Genomic DNA, 26,249 nt, shown 5'->3' on the forward strand with positions numbered 1-26,249 from the left:
GCTAAAGAGAAGGACGGATCAATGCAAGGCCAAAGTGAATGCCTGCCAGATAGTCATCGATGCAGCGCATGATCAGCTCGCTGCGCCAGTTGCCGCGCTGCTCGATTAATTCCTCGCGGGTCAACCACTTGGCGCCGACGATGCCGTCGTCCAGTTGATACTCGGGGTGGTGTTTCAGCGGTTTTGCGATGAAGCAGACCCGCTGGTAGGTTACGCCGTTGCTCGGGGCGGTGTAGAGGTAAATGCCCAGTACGCCGGTCGGTTCGACGTCCCAGCCGGTTTCCTCAAGGGTTTCGCGCACGGCGGCTTCGGTCAGGGTTTCGTCCGGATCGAGATGCCCTGCGGGCTGGTTGAGCACCACGCGACCGTGCTTGAGTTCTTCGACCATCAGGAAGCGGCCGTTGTCTTCGACGATGGTGGCGACGGTGATGTGGGGTTTCCACTCCATGAAGTTTCCTCATGTCAAGTTTGGAATGCGATCAATGTGGGAGCGAGCCTGCTCGCGAAAGCGGTGGGTCAGCCAGCATTGATGTTGAATGATAAACCGCATTCGCGAGCAGGCTCGCTCCCACAGGGGTTCAGTGTTCACATTAGAGTTGTAGCAAAGGCCACAAACACAAACCCCGGCACAGGGCCGGGGTTTGTGGTGCTTCCTTACAACCTTAAACCAACGCTGCAACCGCTGCGTTGAAAGTTGCGCTCGGACGCATGGCCTTGCTGATCAGCTCGGCGTCGGCGTGGTAGTAACCGCCGATGTCCACTGGCTTGCCCTGAACGGCGTTGAGCTCGGCAACGATAGTTGCCTCGTTCTCTGTCAGGGTCTTGGCCAGGGTCGCGAACTGCGCTTGCAGTGCAGCGTCTTCGGTCTGGGCGGCCAGGGCTTGAGCCCAGTACAGCGCCAGGTAGAAGTGGCTGCCGCGGTTGTCGATGTTGCCGACTTTGCGCGATGGCGACTTGTTGTTGTCCAGGAACTGGCCGGTGGCCTGGTCCAGGGTCTTGGCCAGAACCAGCGCCTTAGGGTTGTTGTAGGTCACGCCCAGGTGTTCCAGGGACGCGGCCAGGGCCAGGAATTCACCCAGCGAATCCCAGCGCAGGAAGTTCTCTTCCAGCAGTTGCTGCACGTGCTTGGGCGCTGAGCCGCCAGCGCCGGTTTCGAACAGGCCACCGCCGTTCATCAGCGGCACGATCGACAGCATCTTGGCGCTGGTGCCCAGTTCCATGATCGGGAACAGGTCGGTCAGGTAGTCGCGCAGGACGTTGCCGGTTACCGAGATGGTGTCCTTGCCGGCGCGGGTGCGCTGCAGGGTGAACTTCATCGCGTCGACCGGGGCCATGATCTGGATGTCCAGGCCGGCAGTGTCGTGATCCTTCAGGTAAGCCTGGACTTTCTCGATCACCACGCCGTCGTGGGCGCGCATCGGGTCCAGCCAGAAGATCGCCGGAGTGCTGCTTGCGCGAGCACGGTTGACGGCCAGCTTGACCCAGTCCTGGATCGGCGCGTCCTTGGTCTGGCACATGCGGAAGATGTCGCCGGCTTCAACCGACTGTTCCAGCAGCAGGGTGCCGTTGGTGTCGGTCACGCGGACAACACCGTTGGTCTTGATCTGGAACGTCTTGTCGTGGGAACCGTACTCTTCGGCTTTTTTCGCCATCAGGCCAACGTTCGGCACGCTGCCCATGGTGGTTGGGTCGAAGGCGCCATTGGCCTTGCAGTCTTCGATGACCGCCTGGTAGATGGTGGCGTAGCAGCGATCCGGGATCACGGCCTTGGTGTCGTGCAACTGGCCGTCGGTGCCCCACATCTTGCCGGAGTCACGGATCATGGCCGGCATCGATGCGTCGACGATGACGTCGCTCGGCACGTGCAGGTTGGTGATGCCTTTGTCGGAGTTGACCATCGCCAGGGATGGACGAGCGGCGTAGACCGCCTGGATATCGGCTTCGATCTGAGCTTGCTGCTCGGCCGGCAGGGCCTTGATGCGAGCGTACAGGTCGCCGATGCCGTTGTTCAGGTTGAAGCCGATCTGTGCCAGCACGTCAGCGTGCTTGGCCAGTGCGTCTTTGTAGAACTCGGCAACGATCTGGCCGAACATGATCGGGTCGGAGACCTTCATCATGGTCGCTTTCAGGTGAACCGACAGCAACACGCCCTGGGCCTTGGCGCTTTCGATTTCAGCGGCGATGAAAGCGCGCAGAGCGTTTTTGCTCATGACGGCGCAGTCGAGGATCTCGCCAGCCTGGACGGTGGTCTTTTCTTTCAGGACGGTGGTGGTGCCGTCTTGAGCGATCAGCTCGATCTTCACGGCGCCAGCGGCGTCGATCAGGGCGGCCTTCTCACTGCCGTAGAAGTCACCGTTGCTCATGTGCGCAACGTGGGACTTGGAGTCCGCAGCCCAGGCGCCCATCTTGTGCGGGTGCTTGCGAGCATAGTTCTTGACCGACAGCGGAGCGCGACGGTCAGAGTTGCCTTCGCGCAGAACCGGGTTCACGGCGCTGCCCTTGACCTTGTCGTAACGGGCCTTGGCTTCTTTGTCGGCGTCGCTGCTCACGGTTTCCGGGTAGTCCGGCAGGGCGTAGCCCTGGGCTTGCAGTTCCTTGATCGCGGCTTGCAGCTGCGGAACCGAGGCGCTGATGTTTGGCAGCTTGATGATGTTGGCTTCAGGCGTAACGGCCAGGGCGCCCAGTTCGGCGAGGTGGTCGGCTACGGCTTTATCACCCAATTGCTCGGGGAAGCTGGCCAGGATGCGCCCTGCAAGAGAAATATCGCGGGTTTCAACGGCGATATCAGCCGAGGCGGTGAACGCCTCTACGATAGGCAACAGTGAATAGGTGGCGAGGGCGGGAGCTTCGTCGGTGAAGGTATAGATGATCTTCGAGCGGGTGGGCATATTCGGATTAACTCTCTCTTCTTTGCTAAAGCGTGCGCAGAAACTCGAGGGGCGCCGGGTAAGCGCGTTCGTTCAAAGTCATCCATGAGCCGAATATCGAGATTTCGTTGCTGTGATGTTGGGTGCATCAGTAGGGCGTCAAAGTAGGCGGGCTGCGGTAGCAGACCGTCTCATCGGGCTGAAACACTCGTCGTAGAGCTGTTCAACCTGACGTGACCCTTTAGTCAGCGGCGGCATTATACATAGGTAGCTGGCAATCTGCCGATGGTTCACACACAACGTTTGTCGTCCATTGGTCTAAAGGTCGCAGGAGCGAGCAGGGCGTAAGGTGATTCGCGATGCTTGAGTTTGGCGCTTTTCCCTTTGATTTCAGGCTTGTAGGGCGCAGGTTGTATAGCTTTGCGGCCTATCGATAGAACATAGGGTTTGCGCGCCGATTTAACTGGGTTACGCTCGAACCAAGCCAGATGTTCAATCCAATCAATGGAGTTCAGCATGGGTTACAAGAAGATTCAGGTTCCAGCCGTCGGCGACAAAATCACCGTCAATGCAGACCATTCTCTCAATGTTCCTAATAACCCGATCATTCCCTTCATCGAAGGCGACGGCATTGGTGTCGACATCAGCCCGGTCATGATCAAGGTTGTCGATGCTGCTGTGAAAAAGGCTTACGGCGGCGAGCGCAAGATTTCCTGGATGGAAGTGTACGCCGGGGAAAAAGCGACCCAGGTCTACGATCAGGACACCTGGCTGCCCCAGGAAACCCTGGACGCGGTCAAGGACTACGTGGTTTCCATCAAGGGCCCGCTGACCACGCCGGTCGGTGGCGGTATTCGTTCCCTCAACGTGGCCCTGCGCCAGCAACTCGACCTGTATGTCTGCCTGCGCCCGGTGCGCTGGTTCGAAGGCGTGCCAAGCCCGGTCAAGAAGCCAGGCGACGTCGACATGACGATCTTCCGCGAGAACTCCGAAGACATCTATGCCGGTATCGAGTGGAAGGCCGGTACCCCGGAAGCCACCAAGGTCATCAAGTTCCTTAAAGAAGAAATGGGCGTCACCAAGATCCGTTTCGACGAAAACTGCGGTATCGGCGTCAAGCCGGTGTCCTTGCAAGGTACCAAGCGCCTGGCGCGCAAGGCCCTGCAATATGTTGTCGACAACGACCGCGATTCGCTGACCATCGTGCACAAAGGCAACATCATGAAGTTCACCGAAGGTGCCTTCAAGGAATGGGCCTACGAAGTGGCGGCTGAAGAGTTCGGTGCGACCCTGCTCGACGGCGGTCCGTGGATGCAGTTCAAGAACCCGAAAACCGGCAAGAATGTCATCGTCAAGGACGCCATTGCTGACGCCATGCTCCAGCAGATCCTGCTGCGCCCGGCGGAATACGATGTGATCGCAACCCTGAACCTGAACGGCGACTACCTCTCCGACGCCCTGGCGGCGGAAGTGGGTGGTATCGGTATTGCGCCAGGCGCCAACCTGTCCGACACCGTGGCCATGTTCGAAGCCACCCACGGTACCGCGCCCAAGTACGCCGGCAAGGACCAGGTCAACCCGGGGTCGTTGATCCTGTCGGCTGAAATGATGCTACGCCACATGGGCTGGACCGAAGCGGCCGACCTGATCATCAAGGGCACCAATGGCGCGATTTCCGCCAAGACCGTGACCTATGACTTCGAGCGCTTGATGGAAGGCGCCAAGCTGGTGTCTTCGTCCGGCTTCGGCGATGCGCTGATCTCGCACATGTAAGAAACATCGATGCATGCGAAAACCGCCCGGCTCAAGCGATTGAACCGGGCGGTTTTTTTATGACTGGATGACGATGCTGCGTTTAAACCGTAACGGTTTGTTGCGTAGCAGGGTTCGCGGCCTTCGTGGTATCGACAGGAGCGCCGATGTTGACGGCGTGCAGGCCCTTGGGCCCCTGGATGATCTCGAAGACGACGGCCTGTCCGGCTTTCAGGGTTTTATAACCCTCCATCTGAATGGCCGAGTAGTGGGCAAACAGATCTTCTGTCTTGCCATCCTCGATGATGAAACCGTACCCCTTGGCGTTGTTGAACCATTTCACCTTGCCACTGACCTTGACACCTGACATACCAACTCCCTCTGCAACAGACTCCATCACTGGAGTATCATCCAGTACATCCGCAGTCACTTCTTAGAAAAAAAGTTGACTCCGCGGACCTTTTTTACCCACTGTGGGCTCTATTGGTTGTAACACCGTTTTGCCGATAGTCAAGGTGACCAGGCAGTCGGAGTTGAAATCACCCAAGACCGCCCCCACCACTGTATTTGCACAACTGACGAACCTTTCTTTCCATGCATGCAATCAGCCAGATTCGACTAACATTCAATCAGGATCGCCCGACTCTCCAGAAAGATCGCCCGGAGGAACACGACGACGATTCCGCAGGCATTGCTGTTCAGGAGGCTAAGCCTGCTTTACAGGCGCCGCCGATGTACAAGGTGGTTTTGTTCAATGATGACTACACACCGATGGATTTCGTCGTCGAAGTGCTCGAGGTGTTTTTTAACCTGAATCGCGAGCTGGCGACCAAGGTCATGCTGGCCGTCCATACAGAAGGGCGGGCAGTATGTGGAGTGTTTACCCGCGACATCGCCGAGACAAAGGCCATGCAGGTCAACCAGTACGCCAGGGAAAGCCAGCATCCGCTACTCTGTGAAATCGAGAAGGACGGTTAATCGCCGACCACTTGGGTATGAGGTGAAGCTATGTTAAACCGTGAGCTCGAAGTCACCCTCAATCTTGCCTTCAAGGAGGCTCGTTCGAAGCGTCATGAATTCATGACCGTCGAACACCTGCTGCTGGCCCTATTGGACAATGAGGCTGCCGCCACCGTTTTGCGTGCGTGCGGCGCGAACCTCGACAAACTCAAGCATGACCTGCAGGAGTTCATCGACTCCACCACGCCATTGATCCCCGTGCATGACGAGGATCGTGAGACCCAGCCAACCCTGGGCTTCCAGCGTGTCCTGCAACGTGCTGTGTTTCACGTACAGAGCTCGGGCAAACGCGAAGTGACTGGCGCCAACGTGCTGGTCGCGATCTTCAGTGAGCAAGAGAGTCAGGCAGTGTTCCTGCTGAAACAGCAGAGCGTTGCCCGTATCGATGTCGTCAACTACATCGCCCACGGCATTTCCAAGGTGCCAGGGCACGGCGATCACTCTGAGGGCGAGCAAGATATGCAGGACGACGAGGGCGGTGAGTCTTCATCTTCAGGCAATCCACTGGATGCTTATGCCAGCAACCTTAATGAACTCGCGCGCCAGGGTCGAATCGATCCATTGGTAGGCCGTGAGCTGGAAGTCGAGCGCGTCGCCCAGATCCTGGCCCGTCGTCGCAAGAACAATCCGCTGCTGGTGGGCGAGGCGGGCGTGGGTAAAACCGCGATCGCCGAAGGCCTGGCCAAGCGCATTGTCGACAACCAGGTGCCGGACCTGCTGGCCAACAGCGTCGTGTATTCCCTCGACCTGGGTGCCTTGCTGGCCGGGACCAAGTACCGCGGCGATTTCGAGAAGCGCTTCAAGGCGTTGCTCAATGAGTTGAAAAAACGTCCGCAGGCGATCCTCTTCATCGACGAAATCCACACCATCATCGGTGCGGGTGCAGCGTCCGGTGGGGTCATGGATGCCTCGAACCTGCTCAAGCCATTGTTGTCGTCCGGTGATATCCGCTGCATCGGCTCGACCACCTTCCAGGAATTTCGCGGGATTTTCGAGAAGGATCGTGCCCTGGCGCGTCGCTTCCAGAAAGTCGATGTATCGGAGCCTTCGGTGGAAGACACCATCGGTATCCTGCGCGGCCTGAAAGGGCGTTTCGAGTCCCATCACAATATCGAATACAGTGATGAGGCCCTGCGCGCCGCTGCCGAACTGGCTTCACGCTACATCAATGACCGGCACATGCCGGACAAGGCGATCGACGTGATCGACGAGGCGGGTGCCTATCAGCGCCTGCAACCCATCGAAATGCGCGTCAAGCGCATCGAGGTGCCACAAGTCGAGGACATCGTCGCGAAAATCGCGCGGATTCCGCCAAAACACGTCACCAGTTCCGATAAAGAGCTGCTGCGTAACCTTGAGCGTGACCTGAAGCTGACGGTGTTTGGCCAGGATGCTGCGATCGATTCGTTGGCGACCGCGATCAAGCTGTCCCGTGCCGGCCTCAAGTCGCCTGACAAGCCAGTCGGTTCGTTCCTGTTTGCGGGGCCTACCGGCGTCGGTAAAACCGAAGCGGCACGTCAGCTGGCCAAGGCGCTGGGTGTCGAGCTGATTCGCTTCGACATGTCCGAGTACATGGAGCGTCACACCGTATCGCGTCTGATCGGTGCACCTCCAGGCTATGTCGGGTTCGATCAGGGCGGTCTGCTGACCGAGGCCATCACCAAGCAGCCACACTGCGTGCTGTTGCTCGATGAAATCGAGAAGGCGCATCCGGAAGTCTTCAACCTGCTGCTGCAGGTGATGGATCACGGAACGCTGACCGATAACAACGGGCGCAAGGCCGACTTCCGTAACGTGATCGTTATCATGACGACCAACGCCGGTGCCGAAACCGCAGCCCGTGCTTCGATCGGTTTCACCCATCAGGACCACTCGTCCGATGCGATGGAAGTGATCAAGAAGAGCTTTACGCCAGAGTTCCGCAACCGTCTGGACACCATTATCCAGTTTGGTCGCCTCAGCCATGAGGTTATCAAGAGCGTGGTGGACAAGTTCCTTACCGAACTTCAGGCGCAGCTGGAAGACAAGCGCGTGTTGCTGGAAGTCACCGATGCGGCTCGCAGCTGGTTGGCGGCTGGCGGTTACGACTCGGCAATGGGAGCTCGTCCGATGGCGCGCCTGATCCAGGACAAGATCAAGCGCCCACTGGCGGAGGAGATCCTCTTTGGCGAACTGGCCGAACATGGCGGTGTGGTTCACATCGACATCAAGGACGGCGAACTGACCTTTGAGTTCGAGACTACGGCTGAAATGGCCTGACGTTAAATCGCAATAAAGCAAAAAGGCGCCGATCGGCGCCTTTTTGCTGTCTTGAAGAAATGCGCCGGCCCCTGTGGGAGCGAGCCTGCTCGCGAAGAGGGCGTGTCAGTCTCCATTCATGTTGACTGGCATATCGCATTCGCGAGCAGGCTCGCTCCCACATGGGGCTGCAGCCAGATTCAAGTCGAAGGCAAACAAAAACGCCCGGCATAAGCCGGGCGTCTTGTATTGACCTGATTAACGAGCGCGGTAAGTGATGCGCCCTTTGCTCAAGTCATAGGGCGTCAGCTCGACGCGCACCTTGTCACCGGTAAGAATACGAATGTAGTTCTTGCGCATCTTGCCGGAAATATGCGCGGTTACGACGTGCCCATTTTCCAACTCCACACGAAACATGGTGTTGGGCAGGGTGTCGACGACAGTGCCTTCCATTTCGAAGCTGTCTTCTTTCGACATGCAGTAAAGCCCTCGGTGTCCAATGAATGGCCCGGTGCAACTGCGCCAGGCAAAAGCGGCGTGCATTGTGCCCGAAAAAGGGTGTTCAAGCCAAGGGGTTTAGGGTCTGCTCTAGTTCAGAACGACCCAGCGCTGGTTTATCAGCAGTTCAATGGGGCGATACTGGGTCTTGTAGCTCATTTTTTTGCAGTTCTTGATCCAGTAGCCCAGGTAAACCGCATCCAGACCCAATCGCCGGGCTTCGGCGATTTGCCAGAGTATGGCGAAGCGCCCCAGGCTGCGCCGCTCTTCGCCGGGCTCATAGAAGGTGTAGACCGCCGACAGACCGTTCGGCAGAAGGTCGGTAACGGCAATGGCCAGCAACCGGCCCTCAAGGCGGAATTCATAGAACCGTGAAAATGGCAGGTCGCGAACCAGGAAGGTCGAGAATTGATCGCGACTGGGTGGGTACATGTCGCCGTCGGCATGACGCTCTTCGATGTAGCGCTGGTATAGATCGAAATATTCTTCGCTGAAGCCCGGCTTGGCGGGGCGCACCTGCAAGTCGGCGTTGCGTTTGAAAATACGCTTCTGCTGGCGATTGGGGGTGAATTGTCCAACCGGAATGCGCGCCGGTACGCACGCATTGCAATTCTGGCAATGGGGGCGATACAGATGGTCGCCACTGCGCCGAAAACCCATTTCAGACAGGTCTGCATAGACGTGCACATCCATGGGCTGGCTAGGGTCGAGAAACAGGGTCGTGGCCTGCTCCTCGGGCAGATAACTGCAGGAGTGGGGTTGAGTGGCATAAAACTTCAAACGCGCCAACTCGGTCATGATCAACCCTCGGATAGTGCTTTGGATTAAGTGTAAGCCACGCGCGCAAAAGTCGCTCAGCAAACCCAGGTTGCACGATTGGGTTGGTCCAGATGCCGCGCCAGGTAGTCGGCAAACACGCGGCGAGGAATGGCCCGGGCACCCAGGCTGTGCAAATGGTCGGTGGGCATCTGGCAGTCGATGAGCACAAAACCCGAGTCTTTCAGATGTTGCACCAGTGTGGCAAAGCCAAATTTAGAGGCGTTGTCGGCCAGGCTGAACATGGATTCGCCGAAAAACAGCTGGCCCATCGCCAGGCCATACAGTCCGCCGACCAGTTCATCCTGGTCCCAGACCTCCACCGAATGCGCATGGCCGCGCCTGTGCAGTTCGATATAGGCGTCCTGCATGGCGTCGGTGATCCAGGTGCCGTCCGCATACTCCCTGGGCGCGGCGCAGGCGCGGATGACCGCGGCGAAATCCTGATCGAAGGTCACCTGGTAGCGTTGTTGGCGCAGGAGTTTTTTCAGGCTGCGGGACACATGCAGTTCATCGGGAAACAAGACGGTGCGAGGGTCCGGCGACCACCAGAGAATCGGCTGGCCTTCGGAAAACCAGGGGAAACAACCATGGCGGTAGGCCTGGATCAATCGATCGGCGGACAGGTCGCCACCGGCCGCCAGCAATCCATTGGGATCACGCATGGCCTTTTCCAGGGCCGGGAAGGTCAGGGTGTTGCGTTGTAACCAAGTCAGCATGGCGTCAGGGCTTGCAGAAGGGGAGGGCGGTGGCGGGCGTTGGGCCCGCCGTGAAGTGTGCAGTCAAACAGCGGGAATGTCGTCGAGGTATTTTTCCGCATCGAGGGCGGCCATGCAGCCGGCACCGGCGGACGTGACGGCCTGGCGATAGACGTGATCGGCAACGTCACCTGCGGCAAACACGCCTTCGATGGCGGTGGCCGTTGCATTGCCGTCGCTGCCACCGTTGACCAGCAGATAGCCGTCACGCATTTCCAGCTGACCGGTGAACAAATCGGTATTGGGCTTGTGGCCGATGGCGATGAACACGCCGGTCAGCGGCAGCTCGGAGATTGCACCGGTATGACTGTCGCGCAGGCGCGCGCCGGTCACGCCGCTGGAATCGCCCAGTACCTCGTCCAGGTTCTGGTTCCAGTGCAGGCGAATATTGCCCTTGGCGGCTTTTTCGAAGAGTTTGTCCTGCAGAATCTTTTCCGAGCGCAACTTGTCGCGACGGTGAATCAGATGGACTTCACTGGCGATGTTCGACAAATAAAGCGCTTCTTCGACGGCAGTATTGCCACCGCCCACCACCGCGACCACCTGGTTGCGATAGAAAAAGCCGTCGCAAGTCGCGCAGGCCGAAACCCCTTTACCCGCGAAAGTCTCTTCCGAGGGCAGCCCCAGGTACTGTGCCGAGGCGCCGGTGGCAATGATCAGGGCGTCGCAAGTGTAGGTGCCACTGTCACCGATGAGTTCGAACGGGCGCTGTTGCAACTTGGCGGTATGGATGTGGTCGTAAACGATCTCGGTGGCAAAGCGCTCGGCGTGTCTTTGCATGCGCTCCATCAGGACCGGACCGGTCAGGCCTTCGACATCGCCTGGCCAGTTATCGACTTCCACGGTGGTGGTGAGCTGGCCACCTGCCTGTATGCCGGTAATGACAACGGGTTTGAGGTTGGCGCGAGCGGCATACACGGCTGCGCTGTACCCGGCGGGACCGGAACCCAGGATGATCAGGCGGGAATGCTTCGCTTCGCTCATAAAAACACCTCATAAGCCTTTGTCACAAAAGAGAATGCGTGCTCAAATTGAGTCGCACGTAATGTGCTGTTGACTATGCTACACCCAAGAGTTGCCAGCATGGCATCGCGCGTACAAACCCGTACAATGCCTGGCTGTAACAGTGTTTGTAACAAAATAGGCATCGCGTTTGGTGTTTATGAAAACCGATGCGCAGTGTTAAAAGTAGACCCGGTTACGCCTGTTAACTTTTTTACCTGCCTGGATTGGGCAGTTTTATAGTCATTCAACAGATGGACGCGCCATTGGCGCAGGAAAAGCAGGTTTTGAAGAAATCCACCGCAGCACCCAAAACAGTTGTGCCACTTTGGCGCCAGCACTTGCACTACCGCCTCAAGGAAGGTGCATTGATCGCCATCGGTGCGTTGTGCCTGTTCCTGATGATGGCCTTGCTGACCTATGGCAAGGACGATCCGGGCTGGAGCCATAACAGCAAGATCGACGATGTTCAGAACTTCGGCGGCCCCGCTGGCTCCTACAGCGCCGATATCCTGTTCATGGTGCTCGGTTACTTTGCCTATATCTTCCCGCTGTTGCTGGCGATAAAGGCCTACCAGATCTTCCGTCAACGCCACGAGCCGTGGGAATGGAGCGGCTGGCTGTTCTCCTGGCGCCTGATAGGCCTGGTATTCCTCGTCCTGTCCGGTGCCGCGCTGGCGCACATCCATTTCCATGCCGCGACCGGTCTGCCGGCCGGCGCTGGCGGGGCGCTGGGCGAGAGCCTTGGCGACCTGGCGAAGAACGCGCTGAATATCCAGGGCAGCACGCTGCTGTTCATCGCCCTGTTTTTGTTCGGCCTCACGGTGTTCACCGACCTGTCATGGTTCAAGGTGATGGACGTCACCGGCAAGATCACCCTCGACCTGTTCGAACTGTTCCAGGGCGCCGCCAATCGTTGGTGGGCGGCCCGTGCCGAGCGCAAGCAACTGGTCGCACAACTGCGTGAAGTCGATGACCGCGTGCACGATGTGGTCGCGCCGACCGTCACCGACAAGCGTGAGCAGGCCAAGGTCAAGGAGCGCCTGATCGAGCGCGAACAGGCGCTGAGCAAGCACATGTCCGAGCGCGAGAAACAAGTGCCGCCGGTGATCGCCCCGGCGCCACCCAAGCCGCCAGCGCCAAGCAAGCGCGTGGAAAAAGAGAAGCAGGCGCCGTTGTTCGTCGACAGCGCAGTGGAAGGCACCTTGCCGCCCATCTCGATACTCGACCCGGCGGAAAAGAAACAACTCAATTACTCGCCCGAATCCCTGGCGGCCGTCGGCCACCTGCTGGAAATCAAGCTCAAGGAATTCGGCGTCGAAGTCACCGTGGATTCGATCCACCCGGGCCCTGTGATTACCCGTTACGAGATCCAGCCGGCGGCGGGGGTCAAGGTCAGCCGTATCGCCAACCTCGCCAAGGACCTGGCGCGATCCTTGGCCGTGACCAGCGTGCGCGTGGTGGAAGTGATTCCGGGCAAGACCACGGTCGGTATCGAGATCCCCAACGAAGACCGGCAGATCGTGCGCTTCTCCGAAGTGCTGTCGACCCCCGAGTACGACAACTTCAAGTCCCCGGTCACCCTGGCCCTGGGCCACGACATCGGCGGCAAGCCGGTCATCACCGACCTGGCGAAGATGCCGCACCTGCTGGTGGCCGGTACCACCGGTTCCGGTAAGTCGGTGGGTGTGAACGCGATGATCCTGTCGATCCTGTTCAAGTCCGGGCCGGAAGACGCCAAGCTGATCATGATCGACCCGAAAATGCTCGAATTGTCGATCTACGAAGGCATTCCGCACCTGTTGTGCCCGGTGGTCACCGACATGAAGGACGCCGCCAACGCCCTGCGCTGGAGCGTTGCCGAGATGGAGCGACGCTACAAGCTGATGGCGAAGATGGGCGTGCGTAACCTGTCCGGCTTCAATGCCAAGGTCAAGGAAGCGCAGGACGCCGGCGAACCGTTGAGCGATCCGTTGTACAAGCGCGAAAGCATCCACGACGAAGCGCCGTTGCTGCAGAAGCTGCCGACGATCGTGGTGGTGGTCGACGAATTCGCCGACATGATGATGATCGTCGGCAAGAAGGTCGAGGAACTGATCGCCCGTATCGCCCAGAAGGCGCGGGCGGCGGGTATCCACCTGATCCTCGCGACCCAGCGTCCGTCGGTGGACGTGATCACCGGCCTGATCAAGGCCAACATCCCGACCCGCATGGCGTTCCAGGTGTCGAGCAAGATCGACTCGCGGACCATCATCGACCAGGGCGGCGCCGAACAATTGCTCGGCCACGGTGACATGTTGTACATGCCGCCGGGTACCAGCCTGCCGATCCGGGTTCACGGCGCGTTCGTGTCCGACGACGAGGTTCACCGCGTGGTCGAGGCCTGGAAATTGCGTGGCGCGCCGGAATACAACGACGACATCCTCAACGGTGTCGAAGAGGCGGGCAGCGGCTTTGAAGGCAGCAGCGGTGGCGGCGACGGCGATGATCCCGAGGCTGACGCGCTGTATGACGAAGCGGTGCAGTTCGTCCTGGAAAGCCGTCGCGCGTCCATCTCCGCGGTCCAGCGCAAGCTGAAGATCGGCTACAACCGTGCCGCGCGCATGATCGAAGCCATGGAAATGGCCGGGGTCGTGACATCCATGAACACCAACGGTTCGCGTGAAGTCCTGGCCCCTGGCCCGGTACGCGACTGACCCGATACTGAAAAGGGGCGGCGTCCTTTGGCGTCGCTCGCACTCCCACGAATATCAAGAGGACTCCCATGCGTCTGATCCGCATGCTGTTGCTGCCGGTACTGGCTTTGAGCACGCTCTCCGCCCACGCCGATGACAAGGACGTGGCACGCCTGACCCAATTGCTGGAAAAATCCCAGACCCTGACCGCGCGCTTCTCCCAGCTGACCCTCGATGGCACGGGTACCCAGTTGCAGGAAACCGCCGGCGAGATGTCGCTGCAGCGCCCGGGCCTGTTCTATTGGCACACCAATGCGCCTGCCGAGCAGACCATGGTCTCCGATGGTAAAAAGGTCACACTGTGGGACCCGGACCTGGAACAGGCTACCATCAAGAATCTCGATCAGCGCCTGACCCAGACGCCAGCACTGCTGCTGTCCGGTGACGTGTCGAAGATCAGCCAGAGCTTCGATATCAGCGCCAAGGAAGCCGGGGGCGTGATCGACTTCACCTTGAAGCCGAAAACCAAGGACACCCTGTTCGACAGCCTGCGCCTGTCGTTCCGCAATGGCCTGGTCAACGACATGCAGCTGATCGACAGTGTCGGCCAGCGCACCAATATCCTGTTCACCGGGGTGAAGGCCAACGAGCCGATCCCGGCATCCAAGTTCAAGTTCGACATCCCCAAGGGTGCCGATGTAATCCAGGAATAAAACGCAACTCCTGTGGGAGCGAGCCTGCTCGCGAAGAGGGCGTGTCAGTCGCCATCCATGTTGACTGGCATACCGCATTCGCGAGCAGGCTCGCTCCCACAGAGGGTAAAGTGTTAAGCCCAGTGAGGTTTCACAAGTAGTCATGGACCTGTTTCGCAGCGCCCCCATCGCCCAGCCCCTGGCCGCCCGCCTGCGCGCGACCAACCTGGACGAGTATGTCGGTCAGGAACACGTGCTCGCTCGCGGCAAGCCATTGCGCGAAGCGCTGGAGCAGGGTGCCCTGCATTCGATGATTTTCTGGGGACCGCCGGGGGTGGGCAAAACCACCCTGGCGCGGTTGCTGGCGGAAGTGTCCGAGGCGCATTTCGAAACGGTGTCGGCGGTATTGGCTGGCGTGAAGGAAATTCGCCAGGCGGTGGAAATTGCCAAGCAGCAAGCCGCGCAGTATGGCCGGCGCACGATTCTGTTCGTCGATGAAGTGCACCGCTTCAACAAGTCCCAGCAGGATGCGTTCCTGCCGTATGTCGAAGACGGCACGCTGATTTTCATCGGCGCGACCACGGAAAACCCTTCGTTCGAGCTCAACAACGCCTTGCTCTCCCGCGCGCGGGTCTATGTGCTCAAGAGCCTCGACGAAGCGGCACTGCGTAAACTGGTGCACCGCGCGCTGACCGAAGAGCGTGGCCTGGGCAAGCGCAACCTGACCCTCAGCGATGAAGGCTTCCAGATGTTGCTGTCGGCCGCTGATGGCGATGGCCGGCGCTTGCTCAACCTGCTGGAAAACGCCTCGGACCTGGCCGAAGACAACAGCGAGATCGGCACCGACCTGCTGCAAAGCCTGCTCGGCGATACCCGCCGGCGCTTCGACAAGGGTGGCGAAGCCTTCTACGACCAGATTTCCGCGCTGCACAAATCGGTTCGCGGCTCCAACCCTGACGGCGCGTTGTACTGGTTCGCGCGCATGATCGATGGCGGCTGCGATCCGCTGTACCTGGCCCGGCGCGTGGTGCGCATGGCCAGTGAAGACATCGGCAATGCCGACCCGCGGGCGCTGAGCCTGTGCCTGGCGGCGTGGGAAGTGCAGGAGCGCCTCGGCAGCCCCGAAGGCGAACTGGCGGTGGCCCAGGCCATCACCTATCTGGCCTGCGCGCCGAAAAGCAACGCGGTGTACATGGGCTTCAAGACTGCGCTGCGTGCTGCCGCCGAACACGGCTCGCTGGAAGTGCCGCTGCATTTGCGCAACGCGCCGACCAAGCTGATGAAGCAGCTCGGTTATGGCGACGAATACCGTTATGCCCACGACGAACCGGATGCCTACGCCGCCGGAGAAGACTACTTTCCGGAAGAACTCGAGCCCATCGCGTTCTACCAGCCGGTGCCCCGTGGCCTGGAGTTGAAGATTGGCGAGAAGCTCAATCACCTGGCCAAACTCGACCGTCTAAGCCCCCGGCAGCGGAGAAAATAGTGCTTGGCTTGATCGCTGCAGTATCTGCCGGCGGAGTGGCCGGCACCTTGCTACGCTTTGCCACGGCTAACTGGATCAATGCTAATTGGCCGCGGCACTTCTATACCGCGACGCTGGCCGTTAATATCGTCGGCTGTTTGCTGATCGGCGTTTTATACGGTCTGTTTTTGCTACGCCCGGAGGTGCCGATCGAGGTGCGCGCCGGGTTGATCGTCGGCTTCCTCGGAGGGCTGACGACTTTTTCATCCTTTTCACTGGATACGGTGCGCCTGCTGGAAAGCGGGCAAGTGCCGCTGGCCCTGGGCTATGCTGCCATCAGCGTATTCGGCGGGCTGCTCGCCACCTGGGCTGGCCTGTCCTTGACCAAACTTTGATAACGAGAGACCGACATGCTCGATTCCAAACTGTTACGTAGCAACCTTCAGGACGTAGCGGACCGCCTGGCATCCCGTGGCTTCGCCCTGGATGTCGCGCGCATCGAAGCGCTGGAAGAACAGCGCAAGACCGTCCAGACCCGCACCGAAGCACTGCAGGCTGAACGTAACGCGCGCTCCAAATCCATCGGTCAGGCCAAGCAGCGCGGCGAAGACATCGCGCCGTTGATGGCGGATGTCGAGCGCATGGCGGGCGAGTTGAGTGCCGGTAAAGTCGAGCTGGACGCGATCCAGACCGAACTGGACTCGATCGTCCTCGGCATTCCCAACTTGCCGCATGAGTCGGTGCCGATCGGCGAAGACGAAGACGGCAACGTCGAAGTGCGCCGCTGGGGTACACCGACCGCATTCGATTTCCCGGTTCAGGACCACGTCGCCCTGGGCGAAAAATTCGGCTGGCTCGACTTCGAGACCGCCGCCAAGCTGTCCGGCGCGCGCTTTGCGTTGCTGCGCGGCCCGATCGCCCGTCTGCACCGGGCCCTGGCGCAGTTCATGATCAACCTGCACGTCACCGAGCACGGCTACGAAGAGGCCTACACGCCTTATCTGGTCCAGGCCCCGGCGCTGCAAGGCACCGGCCAGCTGCCGAAATTCGAAGAAGACCTGTTCAAGATCGCGCGCGAAGGCGAAGCCGATCTGTACCTGATCCCGACCGCCGAAGTGTCGCTGACCAACATAGTCGCCGGCGAAATCGTCGATTCGAAACTGCTGCCGATCAAGTTCGTCGCGCACACGCCGTGCTTCCGCAGTGAAGCCGGTGCGTCGGGTCGCGACACCCGCGGCATGATTCGCCAGCACCAGTTCGACAAGGTCGAGATGGTGCAGATCGTCGAGCCGTCGACTTCGATGGAAGCGCTGGAAGGCCTGACCGCCAACGCCGAGAAAGTCCTGCAGTTGCTGGAATTGCCTTATCGCACGATTGCCCTGTGCACCGGCGACATGGGCTTCAGCGCGGTCAAGACCTACGACCTGGAAGTGTGGATTCCAAGCCAGGACAAATACCGCGAAATCTCGTCGTGCTCCAACTGCGGCGACTTCCAGGCCCGCCGCATGCAAGCGCGTTTCCGCAACCCGGAAACCGGCAAGCCGGAACTGGTACATACCCTGAACGGTTCCGGCCTGGCGGTCGGTCGTACCCTGGTGGCGGTGCTGGAGAACTACCAGCAGGCCGACGGTTCGATCCGTGTGCCGGAAGTACTCAAGCCGTACATGGGTGGCCTTGAGGTCATCGGCTAAATGAACTATCTGCCGCTGTTCCATAACCTTCGCGGCAGTCGTGTGTTGGTCGTCGGTGGGGGGGAAATTGCCTTGCGCAAGTCCCGCCTGCTGGCCGATGCCGGTGCGCTGCTGCGGGTGGTCGCACCTGAAATCGAATCGCAGCTGCGTGAGCTGGTCAGCGCACACGCTGGCGAGTGCCTGACGCGCGGTTACGTCGAGACGGACCTGGACGGTTGCGCGCTGATCATTGCCGCCACCGACGACGAAGCGTTGAACGCACAAGTCTCCAAGGATGCCCATCGGCGGTGCGTGCCGGTTAACGTGGTGGACGCGCCGGCCCTGTGCAGCGTGATCTTCCCGGCGATCGTCGACCGTTCGCCGCTGATCATTGCCGTGTCCAGCGGTGGCGATGCGCCGGTGCTGGCGCGGTTGATCCGCGCCAAGATCGAGACCTGGATTCCTTCCACCTACGGGCAGTTGGCTGGCCTGGCGGCGCGTTTCCGTCATCAGGTGAAAAAGCTGTTCCCGGATGTGCAGCAGCGCCGTGCGTTCTGGGAGGACGTCTTCCAGGGCCCGATTGCCGACCGGCAACTGGCCGGGCAGGGCGTTGAAGCCGAGCGTTTGCTGCAGGCAAAAATCGAGGGCGAAGCGCCGGTGGCGACCGGTGAGGTGTATCTGGTCGGTGCCGGGCCGGGTGATCCGGACCTGCTGACCTTCCGCGCCTTGCGCCTGATGCAGCAAGCCGACGTGGTGCTGTACGACCGCCTGGTGGCACCGGCGATTCTCGAGTTGTGCCGTCGCGATGCAGAGCGCGTCTACGTCGGCAAGCGCCGCGCCGATCACGCCGTGCCCCAGGACCAGATCAACCAGCAATTGGTCGACCTGGCGAAACAGGGCAAGCGTGTGGTGCGGTTGAAGGGCGGCGATCCGTTCATCTTCGGCCGTGGCGGTGAAGAGATCGAAGAACTGGCGGCCCATGGCATCCCGTTCCAGGTCGTACCTGGCATCACGGCGGCCAGCGGTTGCGCGGCCTATGCCGGGATACCGCTGACCCACCGTGATTACGCGCAATCGGTGCGGTTCATCACCGGTCACCTGAAGGACGGTTCCACTGATCTGCCTTGGGCCGACCTGGTCGCGCCCGCGCAAACCCTGGTGTTCTACATGGGGCTGGTGGGCTTGCCGAGCATTTGCGAGCAGTTGATCAAGCACGGACGCGGAGCGGATACCCCGGCGGCGTTGATCCAGCAGGGCACCACGGTCAATCAGCGTGTCTTCACGGGCACCCTGGCGGACCTGCCGCGGCTGGTGGCGGAGCATGAAGTGCATGCGCCGACCTTGGTGATCGTGGGGGAAGTGGTGCAACTGCGCGAGAAACTGGCTTGGTTTGAAGGGGCTCAGTCACAAGTCTGAGCACCGAGTCGCCTCCATTCGCGAGCAAGCCCGCTCCCACATTCAATCGCATTCTTCAGTTAGAACTCGGTTAAATGTGGGAGCGGGCTTGCTCGCGAAGAGGCCCTCAAACCTTTATCAAACTCAAGCCTTGCGCCAAACCCCTTTCCCGCTCAACCGCTCTCGGTCATGTCCCGCGGTGAAATCCTGTTGCGGTCCTTTCGGCACAATCCCCGTCGGGTTGATGGTCTTGTGGCTGCCGTAGTAGTGGTTCTTGATGTGCTCAAAACTCACCGTCTCGGCAATCCCCGGCCACTGGTAAATCTCCCTTAGCCAGTTCGACAGGTTCGGATAATCGGCAATGCGCCGCAGGTTGCACTTGAAGTGCCCGTAATACACGGCGTCGAAACGAATCAGCGTGGTGAACAGGCGGATGTCCGCTTCGCTCAGGTACTCACCGGCCAGGTAACGATTGGCATCCAGCAATTGTTCCAGTCGGTCCAGTTCTGCAAACAATTCATCGAAGGCTTGTTCATAAGCGTTCTGCGAAGTGGCAAACCCGGCGCGATACACGCCGTTGTTCACCGCCGGATAGATCCGCTCGTTCAGCGCGTCGATCTCGCTGCGCAGCGCCGGCGGATAGAAATCCAGGTCATTGCCGGTCAATTCATCGAAGGCGCCGTTGAACATGCGGATGATTTCCGCCGATTCATTGTTGACGATGCGTTTCTGCTGGTTGTCCCACAGCACCGGCACGGTGACGCGGCCGGTGTAGTCGGCGGTGTCGGCGGTGTAGCGCTGGTGCATGAAGTCGAAATGATCGAGCTTGTCGCCAGTGGAGCCGTGAGACTTGTCGAAGGTCCAGCCGTTCTCCAGCATCAAGTAGCTGACCACCGACACCTCGATGAGGTTTTCCAGGCCCTTGAGTTTACGCAGGATCAGCGTGCGGTGGGCCCAGGGACAGGCCAGTGAGACGTAGAGGTGATAGCGACCGGCCTCGGCAGCAAAACCACCGACACCACTGGGGCCGGGTTGACCGTCAGCGGTGACCCAGTTGCGACGTTGCGCCTGTTCCCGCTGGAACGCGCCGTCCTTGCTGCTTTCGTACCATTTGTCCTGCCAGTGACCTTCAACCAACAAACCCATGTCCGAGACTCCTCAACCGATAAGCGTTGGAGAGGAGTCTAGGCTGATAGGTTCGATAAAAAAGCGCAAAGCTTGACGCGTTATGATCGATTAAATCGATCTATCCCGCGCATCCCAATACTGTTGGGCTGTTTCGAACGCCTGCTCGCGGCTCTGGCCGAGGCCACGCAACGCCAGGGCCATGGTCGAGACCAGGGCCATTTGCGGGTAGCTGTCCACCACGTCGCCGCGCCATACGGCTTTCAGATGCTCGGGTTCCAGGCTGGCGGGTTTGACGTGACGCTGGCTCGACAGTTGCGGCCATTCCTCATCCCAACTCTCGCCGCCGCTGGTGCCGTACAGGTGGCTGTCGGCGTCGGGGTTTATCTCGATCTCGCCGCCATCGCCCTTGACCACGATCGCGGTGTCGCCGAGCAAGCCGCTGGCATCGCGGTGCACCGCCTGGTAGCCGGGGTGGAAGATGCTTTGCAGGCCGCAACGGGCGCCCAGCGGGTTGAGAATGCGTGCCAGCGAATGGATCGGCGAGCGCAGGCCCAGGGTGTTGCGCAGGTCGATCATGCGTTGCAGCTGCGGTGCCCAGTCCACCAGCGGCATGAAGGCCAGGCCGCCGTTGTCCAGCGCCGTGCCCACCTGCTGCCAGTCGCGGCACAACGGGATGTTCAGCTCCTCCAGCAATTGTTCGCTGTAGAGCCGTCCCGCGGTGTGCGCACCGCCGCCATGCATGAAGATCCGCACGCCGTTCTGCGCCAGGCACTTGGCCGCCAGCAGGTACCACGGCAGGTGACGCTTCTTGCCGGCATAGGTCGGCCAGTCCAGATCCACCGCCAGGGCAGGCGCGTGCAAGCGTTCGCGCAGGGCCTCGGTGAAGCCGGCCATTTCCTGCGCGCTTTCTTCCTTGTGGCGCAACAGCATCAGGAAGGCGCCGAGCTGGGTGTCCTCGACCTTGTCGTCGAGCACCATGCCCATGGCGGCGCGGGCTTCTTCGCGCGTCAGGTCGCGGGCGCCACGCTTACCTTTGCCGAGGATCCGCACGAATTGGGCGAACGGGTGCTCGGCAGGCGTTTCGAGGGTCAGCGCTGGGTAGTCGGTCATAGGCAATTCGTCGGTTTGGGCAGGCCCGCCAGTTTCGCGGCGAGTTTGGCAGGGGTGCCTTTGAAGAGTCGGTTCAGGTGCAGGCTGTTGCCTTTGTCCGGGCCGAGTTTCAATGCGGTGTACTTGATCAGCGGCCGGGTGGCCGGCGACAGCTGGAATTCGGCGTAGAAGCTGCGCAGCAGTTCGAGGATTTCCCAGTGCTCGGGGCTCAACTCGATGTCTTCGGCAGCGGCCAGGGCACTGGCGACGTCCGCCGACCAGTCGCTGAGCTCGACCAGGAAACCGTCTTTGTCCAACTCGATGGCGCGCGCGCCGACGGTCAATACATTCATAACCAGCTGTTGACCTTGTCGTGGTGGATCGACAGTTCGACGAAGGCCGGGTAATCGACAGCCGTTGCCCAATCCGGAACATCGATGGCCCGGGCCTGGGCATCTTCGGCCAGGACATAGAGGGTCAAGCCGCGAGCATGGAGCGCCATGAAAGGTGCGGTGCCCGGCTGCAGGGCATAGGCCGCGTCGCCGGACAGCAGCAGCGCGTCGCTGGCACCGATCAACCGCAGGCAGCTGTTCAGGCGGTCGTCGCCGAACGGGGAATGAGACAACACATGCAAAGTCGACATCAGAGGGTGATCACCTGGTCGTAACGGTCAATGAGCGCAGTGATTTCGTCGGCGGCCAACACGCGGGCTTGCGCAAGCGCCAGGGCGCCAGGTTCCAGGCCACGCTCGGCAGCGCTGTCGGCACAGACGAACAGTTCTTCGACGCCGAACATCGGCAGGGCCTGCAGGTTGGCGCTCAGGTCTTTCTGTTGCAGGGTCTTGGCGTCCTGTTTCGCGGCGAGCTGAAACACGCCGTCGTCGAGAAACAGCAGGCCGATCGGCAGATCGAAAGCGCCGCCCGCCAGCACGATGTCCAGCGCTTCCCGCGCGCCGGGACCGGACCAGGGCGATTGACGGCTGATGATCAGCAAGGATTTGGCCATCTCACACACCTCCGAAGCAGATCAGGCGGTCGGCGTCCTGCACCGCATCGTGCAACTGACCGAGGCCGGACAACGCCCACGGCGCGCCGACGGCGACAGCCTCGCGCTGATAGCGCCTGGCTTCTTCCTCGTTCAACACCCCACGGCGCAAGGCGGCGGCGATGCACACCACGCCATCGAGTTGGTGTTCGCTGACGAAGGTGCGCCATTGCTTGGGCAGATCCAGCTCGTCCTGGGGCGTGACCACACTGGCGGACGCGTTGTACACGCCATCCTGGTAGAAAAACAGCCGGACAATCTCATGCCCACCGGCCAGCGCGGCCTGGGCGAACAGCAAGGCGCGGCGCGAGGAGGGCGCATGGGCGGCGGAAAATACGGCGATGGCGAACTTCATGGCGGACTCGATCAGCGAAACTGCGGCCATGATAAAGCTTTATCGGCGCAGGGGCTAAATCGATGTCGCCTGTGCGGGCCCCTTCGCTGGCAAGCCAGCTCCTACAGGAAATGCGTCGGTCACAAAAGATCTACTGTAGGAGCTGGCTTGCCAGCGAGGGGGCCCGCACAGGCAACAACAATCAACGGGGCATATACCCCAACTGCCAACGCCGCGGAATCTTCAGCGACAAAATCCCCAGCGCCGCCGCCAGCAAGCCGCTGGCAAACAGCGCCTTGAGACCGAAATGATGTTCCAGCACTGCACCGAGTACCGCGCCAGCGAACATGCCGGTCCAGGGGATCAGTTGCACGCGCCAGCCGTTACGGCGCTCACCAAGCAGCCAGCGCCCCAGGCCACGGCCGAAGCGCGACAGGGCGCCGGTGACGTAGGTCAGGCCGACCGGCAGGCCGTTGACCTCTTCCACGGCGGCATTGAGCATGCCCATGGCGATGATCGCCGCCAGCAGGGCGGGCAGTTGCGAGTCGTAGGGCCAGGCCGCGGCGGTGCACAGCAAGGCGGCGATGCACAACAGCAAGGGCAGTGGCCGACGCCCGGTCAGGCGGCCGACGATAACGCCCAGCGCGTTGCCGATAATGAAGGTGGCGACGAGGATCACCAGGCGCAGGGTCAATCCCAGGTCGCCGTCACCGATGGCGACGGCCATCCGCGTGGTGTTGCCGCTCATGAACGAGACGAAATCGCCGCTGGCCATGAAACCGATTGCATCGGTCATGCCGGCCAGCACCGAGAGCATGGCTACCAGACTCAGGCCGATGCGCCCGCGCCATTTCTGCGTGTGCAAGTGTCCGGGGCTGGCGTGGGTCCTTGAGGCGGAAGGCAGCATGGGTGACATCCTTGAGCGGTGGTCAGGGTGTTATCCCATATAGATCGCAATACTCCAACCAGTCCATGCCGGCCATTTCCGCAACTTCCCGGTGTACTTCCAGGCGCTGGGCCTCGTATTCCTCATCCGATGCAGCGGTCAGTTGCAGCGTCAGCTCCCAGGCAAACAAACCCTGGCGCTCGGCTTCGGCTTCAAAGGCCTCATGCAAACGCTCATCGCGATACTGCGCGAGGGTTTCGCCCTTGGCCTGGGCCAGCAGCGGGTTGAGGTTGTCGAGCTCGACCCGCAGTTCGGGGCGCTCGTCGAGAAACTTCTTCAGGGCCTGTTCGTGTTGTTGCTCGGATGCCGCCATGGTCGCTCCTTAGGAACGGATTACGAAGACTGTTTTTTGCTGGCCTTGGCCGCTGCCGCCAGACACTCGAGGGCAAACTGCTCGGTATAGGTCATCTGGATCGGCGTGGTGTCGCCCTTGACGGTTCTTTCACCGTCGAGAATGTATCGAATCCGCTTGTCGGTGACGCCGATTCGCTTGGCGATCCAGGAAGGTGTCTGACCGATCTGGCTGATCAGCTTGTCGGCATATTCAGTGGTCGGTTTGTAGAATTCGGCGTTGGGTGTCATGGGGTGTCCAGGGAAAGGTGCAATACAGCGCTATTGGCGCGACAGGGTGCGCGAATCGTCGCCCGGTGTCGCGTTATAAATGAAGTAAAGCAGAACGTCAGGCGCTGCCACGGTGATACAGTCCGCTTTTTCCTCATGAGTGAATGCAATGCGAATTCTGATGGTGGCGCTGGCCGTTACCTTGCTGGCGGGATGCGCGAGCTCGGCGATGAACGATGCTCGGACCAAGGCCCCGTACAAGACCCTGAACTCGGACAAACCGGCCAAGGACGTCGCCCAGTGCGTGCAGTTCTCCTGGCAGGACGAAGCGGTGTTCGGTGTCGATGCCGCCGCGTACCTGGAGCCGGGTGAGAAGGGCAGCACCACCGTGTACACCCGCTCGGCGGAGTCTTTTGTCGACGTGACCACCGATGCCTCGGGCACCGTGTTGAGTTACTACGCGCAGCAGGATGACTTTGTCGCCAAACGGCGGTTGGCGGCGCTGGCTACCTGTCTTTAAGGTCGATGCAGTACCCAATGTGGGAGCGGGCTTGCTCGCGAAAGCGGTATTGCATTCAACATTGATGTTGACTGTGCCACCGTCTTCGCGAGCAAGCCCGCTCCCACATTGGTTCGGTGTAAATCAGGAGGATGGGGGATCAGTAGCTCAGGCGCTTCTGGAAGAAGAAGTGCTTGTACCCCGGCGGGTAGTCGGCAATGTGCCCGATCTCACTGTAGCCGCATTTCCTGTAGAACTCCGGCGCCTGGAATTCAAAGGTGTCGAGCCACAGCCCGATGCACTTTCTCTCCCGCGCCAGTTCTTCGGCCATCCGCATCAGTTTCGTGCCCATACCCTGTCCCCGGGCCTGTTCCGGCACCGACAGCAGGTCGATGAACATCCACTGGTAAAACAACCGGGCATAAAGGCCGCCGAGGATCGCATCGTTATCGTCGCGCACCAGCAGGGCGATGTGCTCGGGTACCGCGCCGTCGGCCTTCGAGGCGTTGTAGGCGCGCAGCGGCAGCAGGATGGCCTGGCGCTCTTCTTCCGTGGGGGTGGGCGAAAACTCTATTCGAAGGTTCATGGCTATATCCTTATGGCAGTGAGTCGGCAGCCTATCGTGGTCACCGCCATTGTTCCATCACCCGCAACGAGTGGAACCCTCGCCAGCGCGCAGATGTCATTTGTTGTGACGCGCCATTCCAGAGTGCGACCGATGAGGACATTCCGTGAATATTTTCGAAGCCTTGCGCGAAAGCCACGAGCGCCAGCGTACCTACGCCAAAGCCCTGATCCGCACCAGCGGCGACACCCCTGAGCGTGTCGAGGCGTACAAGCAGCTCAAGTCAGAACTGCAGGCACACGAAACCGCTGAAGAGCGGCATTTCTACATCCCGTTGATGGAGTTCGACAACGGCGTTGATCTCAGCCGCCACGCGATCGCCGAGCACCACGAGATGGATGAAATGATGGAAGAACTGGACGGCACCGAGATGTCCAGCCCGTCCTGGCTGGCGACCGCGAAGAAGCTGTCGGAAAAGGTTCATCACCATCTTGAGGAAGAAGAGCAGAAGTTCTTCCAGATGGCCGGCAAGTTGCTTGACGAGAAGCAGAAAGAGTCGCTGGCGGGGCAGTACGAGAAGGAATACCAGGCGCAGCTTGCGTGAGGTTAACCCTGCAAATCAAAAGCCGGGCAGGCGTGGTGTTTGGCTTTCCAGGCTGAGCAACGTCTGCTTCGCTTCAAGTCCCCCGGCAAAACCGGTCAATTGCCCCGACGCACCAATCACACGATGACAGGGCGCGACGATCGAAATCGGGTTCCTGCCATTCGCCGCACCCACCGCCCGCACCGCGCTCGGGTTGCCGATCTGCGCGGCGATCTGGCTGTAGCTGCGGGTCTCGCCGAAGGGAATGGTCAGCAAGGCCATCCAGACCTTCTTCTGAAATTCCGTCCCGGCAAAATCAAGCTCGAGTTCGAAAGTCTGGCGGGTGCCAGCGAAGTATTCGCCCAGCTGTTGCGCGGTGCGTTGCAGGACCTCGTTGTCCGGTGCTTCGCTCATCGGCCCCAGGCGCACTCGGCCCGGTTTGTCGTTTTCCCAGAGGATGGCCGCCAGGCGTGAACCTTTCGCCACCAGCTTCAACTCGCCTACCGGTGATGCCAGGGTGATACAGGTGTAGGTCATGCTGCACGCATCGCCGAATTGTTGAACAGGCGTTAAGGATACTGCCTTGCCGGGGAGGCGCAATACGCAATCGCGACCATACTTGCCTACGGCTTTTGAAGCGTTTCCCCCTGTT

At 60.3% G+C, this 26,249-nt stretch carries 30 protein-coding genes; 11 read left to right on the forward strand and 19 right to left on the reverse strand.

Features of this window, described 5'->3' with window-relative positions:
* Position 1: 1 nt before the first annotated feature.
* The 3 genes from NQL71_RS04730 to NQL71_RS04740 all read right to left on the reverse strand — a co-directional run bounded on the left by NQL71_RS04730 (position 2) and on the right by NQL71_RS04740 (position 3,385).
* Positions 2-448 (reverse strand): NUDIX hydrolase, encoded by a 447-nt coding sequence (locus NQL71_RS04730; RefSeq protein ID WP_274642333.1) that lies wholly within the window; start codon positions 446-448, stop codon positions 2-4.
* A 214-nt stretch (positions 449-662) separates the two neighbouring features.
* The gene (locus NQL71_RS04735; protein WP_046817171.1) at positions 663-2,888 is read right to left on the reverse strand and encodes an NADP-dependent isocitrate dehydrogenase; all 2,226 of its coding nucleotides are present in this window, start codon (positions 2,886-2,888) and stop codon (positions 663-665) included.
* Positions 2,889-3,157: 269 nt separating this feature from the next.
* Entirely contained in the window at positions 3,158-3,385 is a 228-nt protein-coding gene (locus NQL71_RS04740) for a hypothetical protein (protein WP_077185920.1), read from the reverse strand.
* Between NQL71_RS04740 and icd the strand changes: the two genes are divergently transcribed.
* On the forward strand, positions 3,384-4,640 hold the full coding sequence (gene icd, locus NQL71_RS04745) for an NADP-dependent isocitrate dehydrogenase (RefSeq protein WP_007972065.1): 1,257 nt from the start codon (positions 3,384-3,386) through the stop codon (positions 4,638-4,640). The two genes, NQL71_RS04740 and icd, sit on opposite strands and share 2 nt — an antisense overlap.
* Before the next feature lie 82 nt (positions 4,641-4,722).
* Here the strand turns inward: icd and cspD are convergent, their stop codons facing one another.
* Entirely contained in the window at positions 4,723-4,989 is a 267-nt protein-coding gene (gene cspD, locus NQL71_RS04750; protein WP_077185919.1) for a cold shock domain-containing protein CspD, read from the reverse strand.
* 224 nt (positions 4,990-5,213) lie between these two features.
* Between cspD and clpS the strand changes: the two genes are divergently transcribed.
* Together clpS and clpA are read left to right on the forward strand one after the other, a co-directional pair.
* Positions 5,214-5,597, forward strand: coding sequence for an ATP-dependent Clp protease adapter ClpS (gene clpS / locus NQL71_RS04755; RefSeq protein WP_020799529.1), 384 nt, complete (start codon positions 5,214-5,216; stop codon positions 5,595-5,597).
* Between the two features lie 30 nt (positions 5,598-5,627).
* Positions 5,628-7,898 carry an ATP-dependent Clp protease ATP-binding subunit ClpA gene (gene clpA / locus NQL71_RS04760; RefSeq protein ID WP_046817173.1) on the forward strand — a complete coding sequence of 757 codons (2,271 nt, stop codon included), beginning with the start codon at positions 5,628-5,630 and terminating at the stop codon, positions 7,896-7,898.
* Between the two features lie 237 nt (positions 7,899-8,135).
* Here the strand turns inward: clpA and infA are convergent, their stop codons facing one another.
* From infA to trxB, 4 genes are all read right to left on the reverse strand, one after another.
* Positions 8,136-8,354: a translation initiation factor IF-1 gene (gene infA / locus NQL71_RS04765; RefSeq protein ID WP_002553999.1), complete on the reverse strand. Its 219-nt coding sequence runs from the start codon at positions 8,352-8,354 to the stop codon at positions 8,136-8,138.
* Positions 8,355-8,465: 111 nt separating this feature from the next.
* A complete protein-coding gene (locus NQL71_RS04770) occupies positions 8,466-9,173 on the reverse strand; it encodes an arginyltransferase (protein WP_046817174.1) in 708 nt (235 codons plus the stop codon).
* Positions 9,174-9,229: 56 nt separating this feature from the next.
* On the reverse strand, positions 9,230-9,910 hold the full coding sequence (gene aat / locus NQL71_RS04775) for a leucyl/phenylalanyl-tRNA--protein transferase (protein WP_046817175.1): 681 nt from the start codon (positions 9,908-9,910) through the stop codon (positions 9,230-9,232).
* Positions 9,911-9,973: 63 nt separating this feature from the next.
* Complete coding sequence (gene trxB / locus NQL71_RS04780; protein WP_274642334.1) at positions 9,974-10,933, reverse strand: thioredoxin-disulfide reductase; 960 nt, start codon at positions 10,931-10,933, stop codon at positions 9,974-9,976.
* Positions 10,934-11,205: 272 nt separating this feature from the next.
* Here trxB and NQL71_RS04785 point away from each other — a divergent pair, with 272 nt between their 5' ends.
* From NQL71_RS04785 to cysG, 6 genes are all read left to right on the forward strand, one after another.
* Positions 11,206-13,647 carry a DNA translocase FtsK gene (locus NQL71_RS04785; protein ID WP_414478824.1) on the forward strand — a complete coding sequence of 814 codons (2,442 nt, stop codon included), beginning with the start codon at positions 11,206-11,208 and terminating at the stop codon, positions 13,645-13,647.
* Positions 13,648-13,715: 68 nt separating this feature from the next.
* The gene (lolA, locus tag NQL71_RS04790; RefSeq protein WP_008062032.1) at positions 13,716-14,339 is read left to right on the forward strand and encodes an outer membrane lipoprotein periplasmic chaperone LolA; all 624 of its coding nucleotides are present in this window, start codon (positions 13,716-13,718) and stop codon (positions 14,337-14,339) included.
* Positions 14,340-14,481: 142 nt separating this feature from the next.
* On the forward strand, positions 14,482-15,804 hold the full coding sequence (locus NQL71_RS04795; protein ID WP_046817177.1) for a replication-associated recombination protein A: 1,323 nt from the start codon (positions 14,482-14,484) through the stop codon (positions 15,802-15,804).
* Positions 15,804-16,178, forward strand: coding sequence for a fluoride efflux transporter CrcB (gene crcB, locus NQL71_RS04800; protein WP_046817178.1), 375 nt, complete (start codon positions 15,804-15,806; stop codon positions 16,176-16,178). Before NQL71_RS04795 ends, crcB begins: the two co-directional genes overlap by 1 nt.
* 15 nt (positions 16,179-16,193) lie before the next feature.
* Complete coding sequence (gene serS, locus NQL71_RS04805; protein ID WP_046817179.1) at positions 16,194-17,474, forward strand: serine--tRNA ligase; 1,281 nt, start codon at positions 16,194-16,196, stop codon at positions 17,472-17,474.
* Positions 17,475-18,869 (forward strand): siroheme synthase CysG, encoded by a 1,395-nt coding sequence (gene cysG, locus NQL71_RS04810; RefSeq protein WP_274642335.1) that lies wholly within the window; start codon positions 17,475-17,477, stop codon positions 18,867-18,869.
* 123 nt (positions 18,870-18,992) lie between these two features.
* Here cysG and NQL71_RS04815 read toward each other — a convergent pair whose 3' ends face one another.
* The 9 genes from NQL71_RS04815 to NQL71_RS04855 form a co-directional block, all read right to left on the reverse strand.
* Complete coding sequence (locus tag NQL71_RS04815) at positions 18,993-19,994, reverse strand: glutathione S-transferase family protein (RefSeq protein ID WP_046817181.1); 1,002 nt, start codon at positions 19,992-19,994, stop codon at positions 18,993-18,995.
* Between the two features lie 90 nt (positions 19,995-20,084).
* Positions 20,085-21,086: a glycosyl transferase family protein gene (locus tag NQL71_RS04820; RefSeq protein WP_274642336.1), complete on the reverse strand. Its 1,002-nt coding sequence runs from the start codon at positions 21,084-21,086 to the stop codon at positions 20,085-20,087.
* Positions 21,083-21,418 carry a TusE/DsrC/DsvC family sulfur relay protein gene (locus NQL71_RS04825; RefSeq protein WP_077185887.1) on the reverse strand — a complete coding sequence of 112 codons (336 nt, stop codon included), beginning with the start codon at positions 21,416-21,418 and terminating at the stop codon, positions 21,083-21,085. The genes NQL71_RS04820 and NQL71_RS04825 overlap by 4 nt, the downstream gene beginning before the upstream one ends.
* On the reverse strand, positions 21,415-21,708 hold the full coding sequence (gene tusB / locus NQL71_RS04830) for a sulfurtransferase complex subunit TusB (protein WP_046817184.1): 294 nt from the start codon (positions 21,706-21,708) through the stop codon (positions 21,415-21,417). Before tusB ends, NQL71_RS04825 begins: the two co-directional genes overlap by 4 nt.
* Positions 21,708-22,070, reverse strand: coding sequence for a sulfurtransferase complex subunit TusC (gene tusC, locus NQL71_RS04835; RefSeq protein ID WP_046817185.1), 363 nt, complete (start codon positions 22,068-22,070; stop codon positions 21,708-21,710). Before tusC ends, tusB begins: the two co-directional genes overlap by 1 nt.
* 1 nt (position 22,071) lies before the next feature.
* A complete protein-coding gene (gene tusD / locus NQL71_RS04840; protein ID WP_046817202.1) occupies positions 22,072-22,464 on the reverse strand; it encodes a sulfurtransferase complex subunit TusD in 393 nt (130 codons plus the stop codon).
* 181 nt (positions 22,465-22,645) lie between these two features.
* Entirely contained in the window at positions 22,646-23,350 is a 705-nt protein-coding gene (locus NQL71_RS04845) for a YoaK family protein (protein WP_046817186.1), read from the reverse strand.
* 22 nt (positions 23,351-23,372) lie between these two features.
* The gene (locus tag NQL71_RS04850) at positions 23,373-23,702 is read right to left on the reverse strand and encodes a DUF6388 family protein (protein WP_274642337.1); all 330 of its coding nucleotides are present in this window, start codon (positions 23,700-23,702) and stop codon (positions 23,373-23,375) included.
* A 20-nt stretch (positions 23,703-23,722) separates the two neighbouring features.
* The gene (locus NQL71_RS04855) at positions 23,723-23,971 is read right to left on the reverse strand and encodes a hypothetical protein (protein WP_046817188.1); all 249 of its coding nucleotides are present in this window, start codon (positions 23,969-23,971) and stop codon (positions 23,723-23,725) included.
* Positions 23,972-24,119: 148 nt separating this feature from the next.
* Here NQL71_RS04855 and NQL71_RS04860 point away from each other — a divergent pair, with 148 nt between their 5' ends.
* Positions 24,120-24,470, forward strand: coding sequence for a hypothetical protein (locus NQL71_RS04860; protein WP_046817189.1), 351 nt, complete (start codon positions 24,120-24,122; stop codon positions 24,468-24,470).
* Between the two features lie 139 nt (positions 24,471-24,609).
* Here NQL71_RS04860 and NQL71_RS04865 read toward each other — a convergent pair whose 3' ends face one another.
* Positions 24,610-25,035 carry a GNAT family N-acetyltransferase gene (locus tag NQL71_RS04865; protein WP_274642338.1) on the reverse strand — a complete coding sequence of 142 codons (426 nt, stop codon included), beginning with the start codon at positions 25,033-25,035 and terminating at the stop codon, positions 24,610-24,612.
* 145 nt (positions 25,036-25,180) lie between these two features.
* On the opposite strand from NQL71_RS04865, the gene NQL71_RS04870 reads away from it, so the two are divergent.
* Positions 25,181-25,618, forward strand: coding sequence for a hemerythrin domain-containing protein (locus NQL71_RS04870; RefSeq protein WP_046817191.1), 438 nt, complete (start codon positions 25,181-25,183; stop codon positions 25,616-25,618).
* Between the two features lie 15 nt (positions 25,619-25,633).
* Here NQL71_RS04870 and NQL71_RS04875 read toward each other — a convergent pair whose 3' ends face one another.
* Entirely contained in the window at positions 25,634-26,134 is a 501-nt protein-coding gene (locus NQL71_RS04875) for a methylated-DNA--[protein]-cysteine S-methyltransferase (protein WP_046817192.1), read from the reverse strand.
* Between the last annotated feature and the right edge of the window lie 115 nt (positions 26,135-26,249).

It is taken from the genome of Pseudomonas serbica, from assembly GCF_028823535.1.
GTDB classification, from domain to species: domain Bacteria; phylum Pseudomonadota; class Gammaproteobacteria; order Pseudomonadales; family Pseudomonadaceae; genus Aquipseudomonas; species Aquipseudomonas serbica.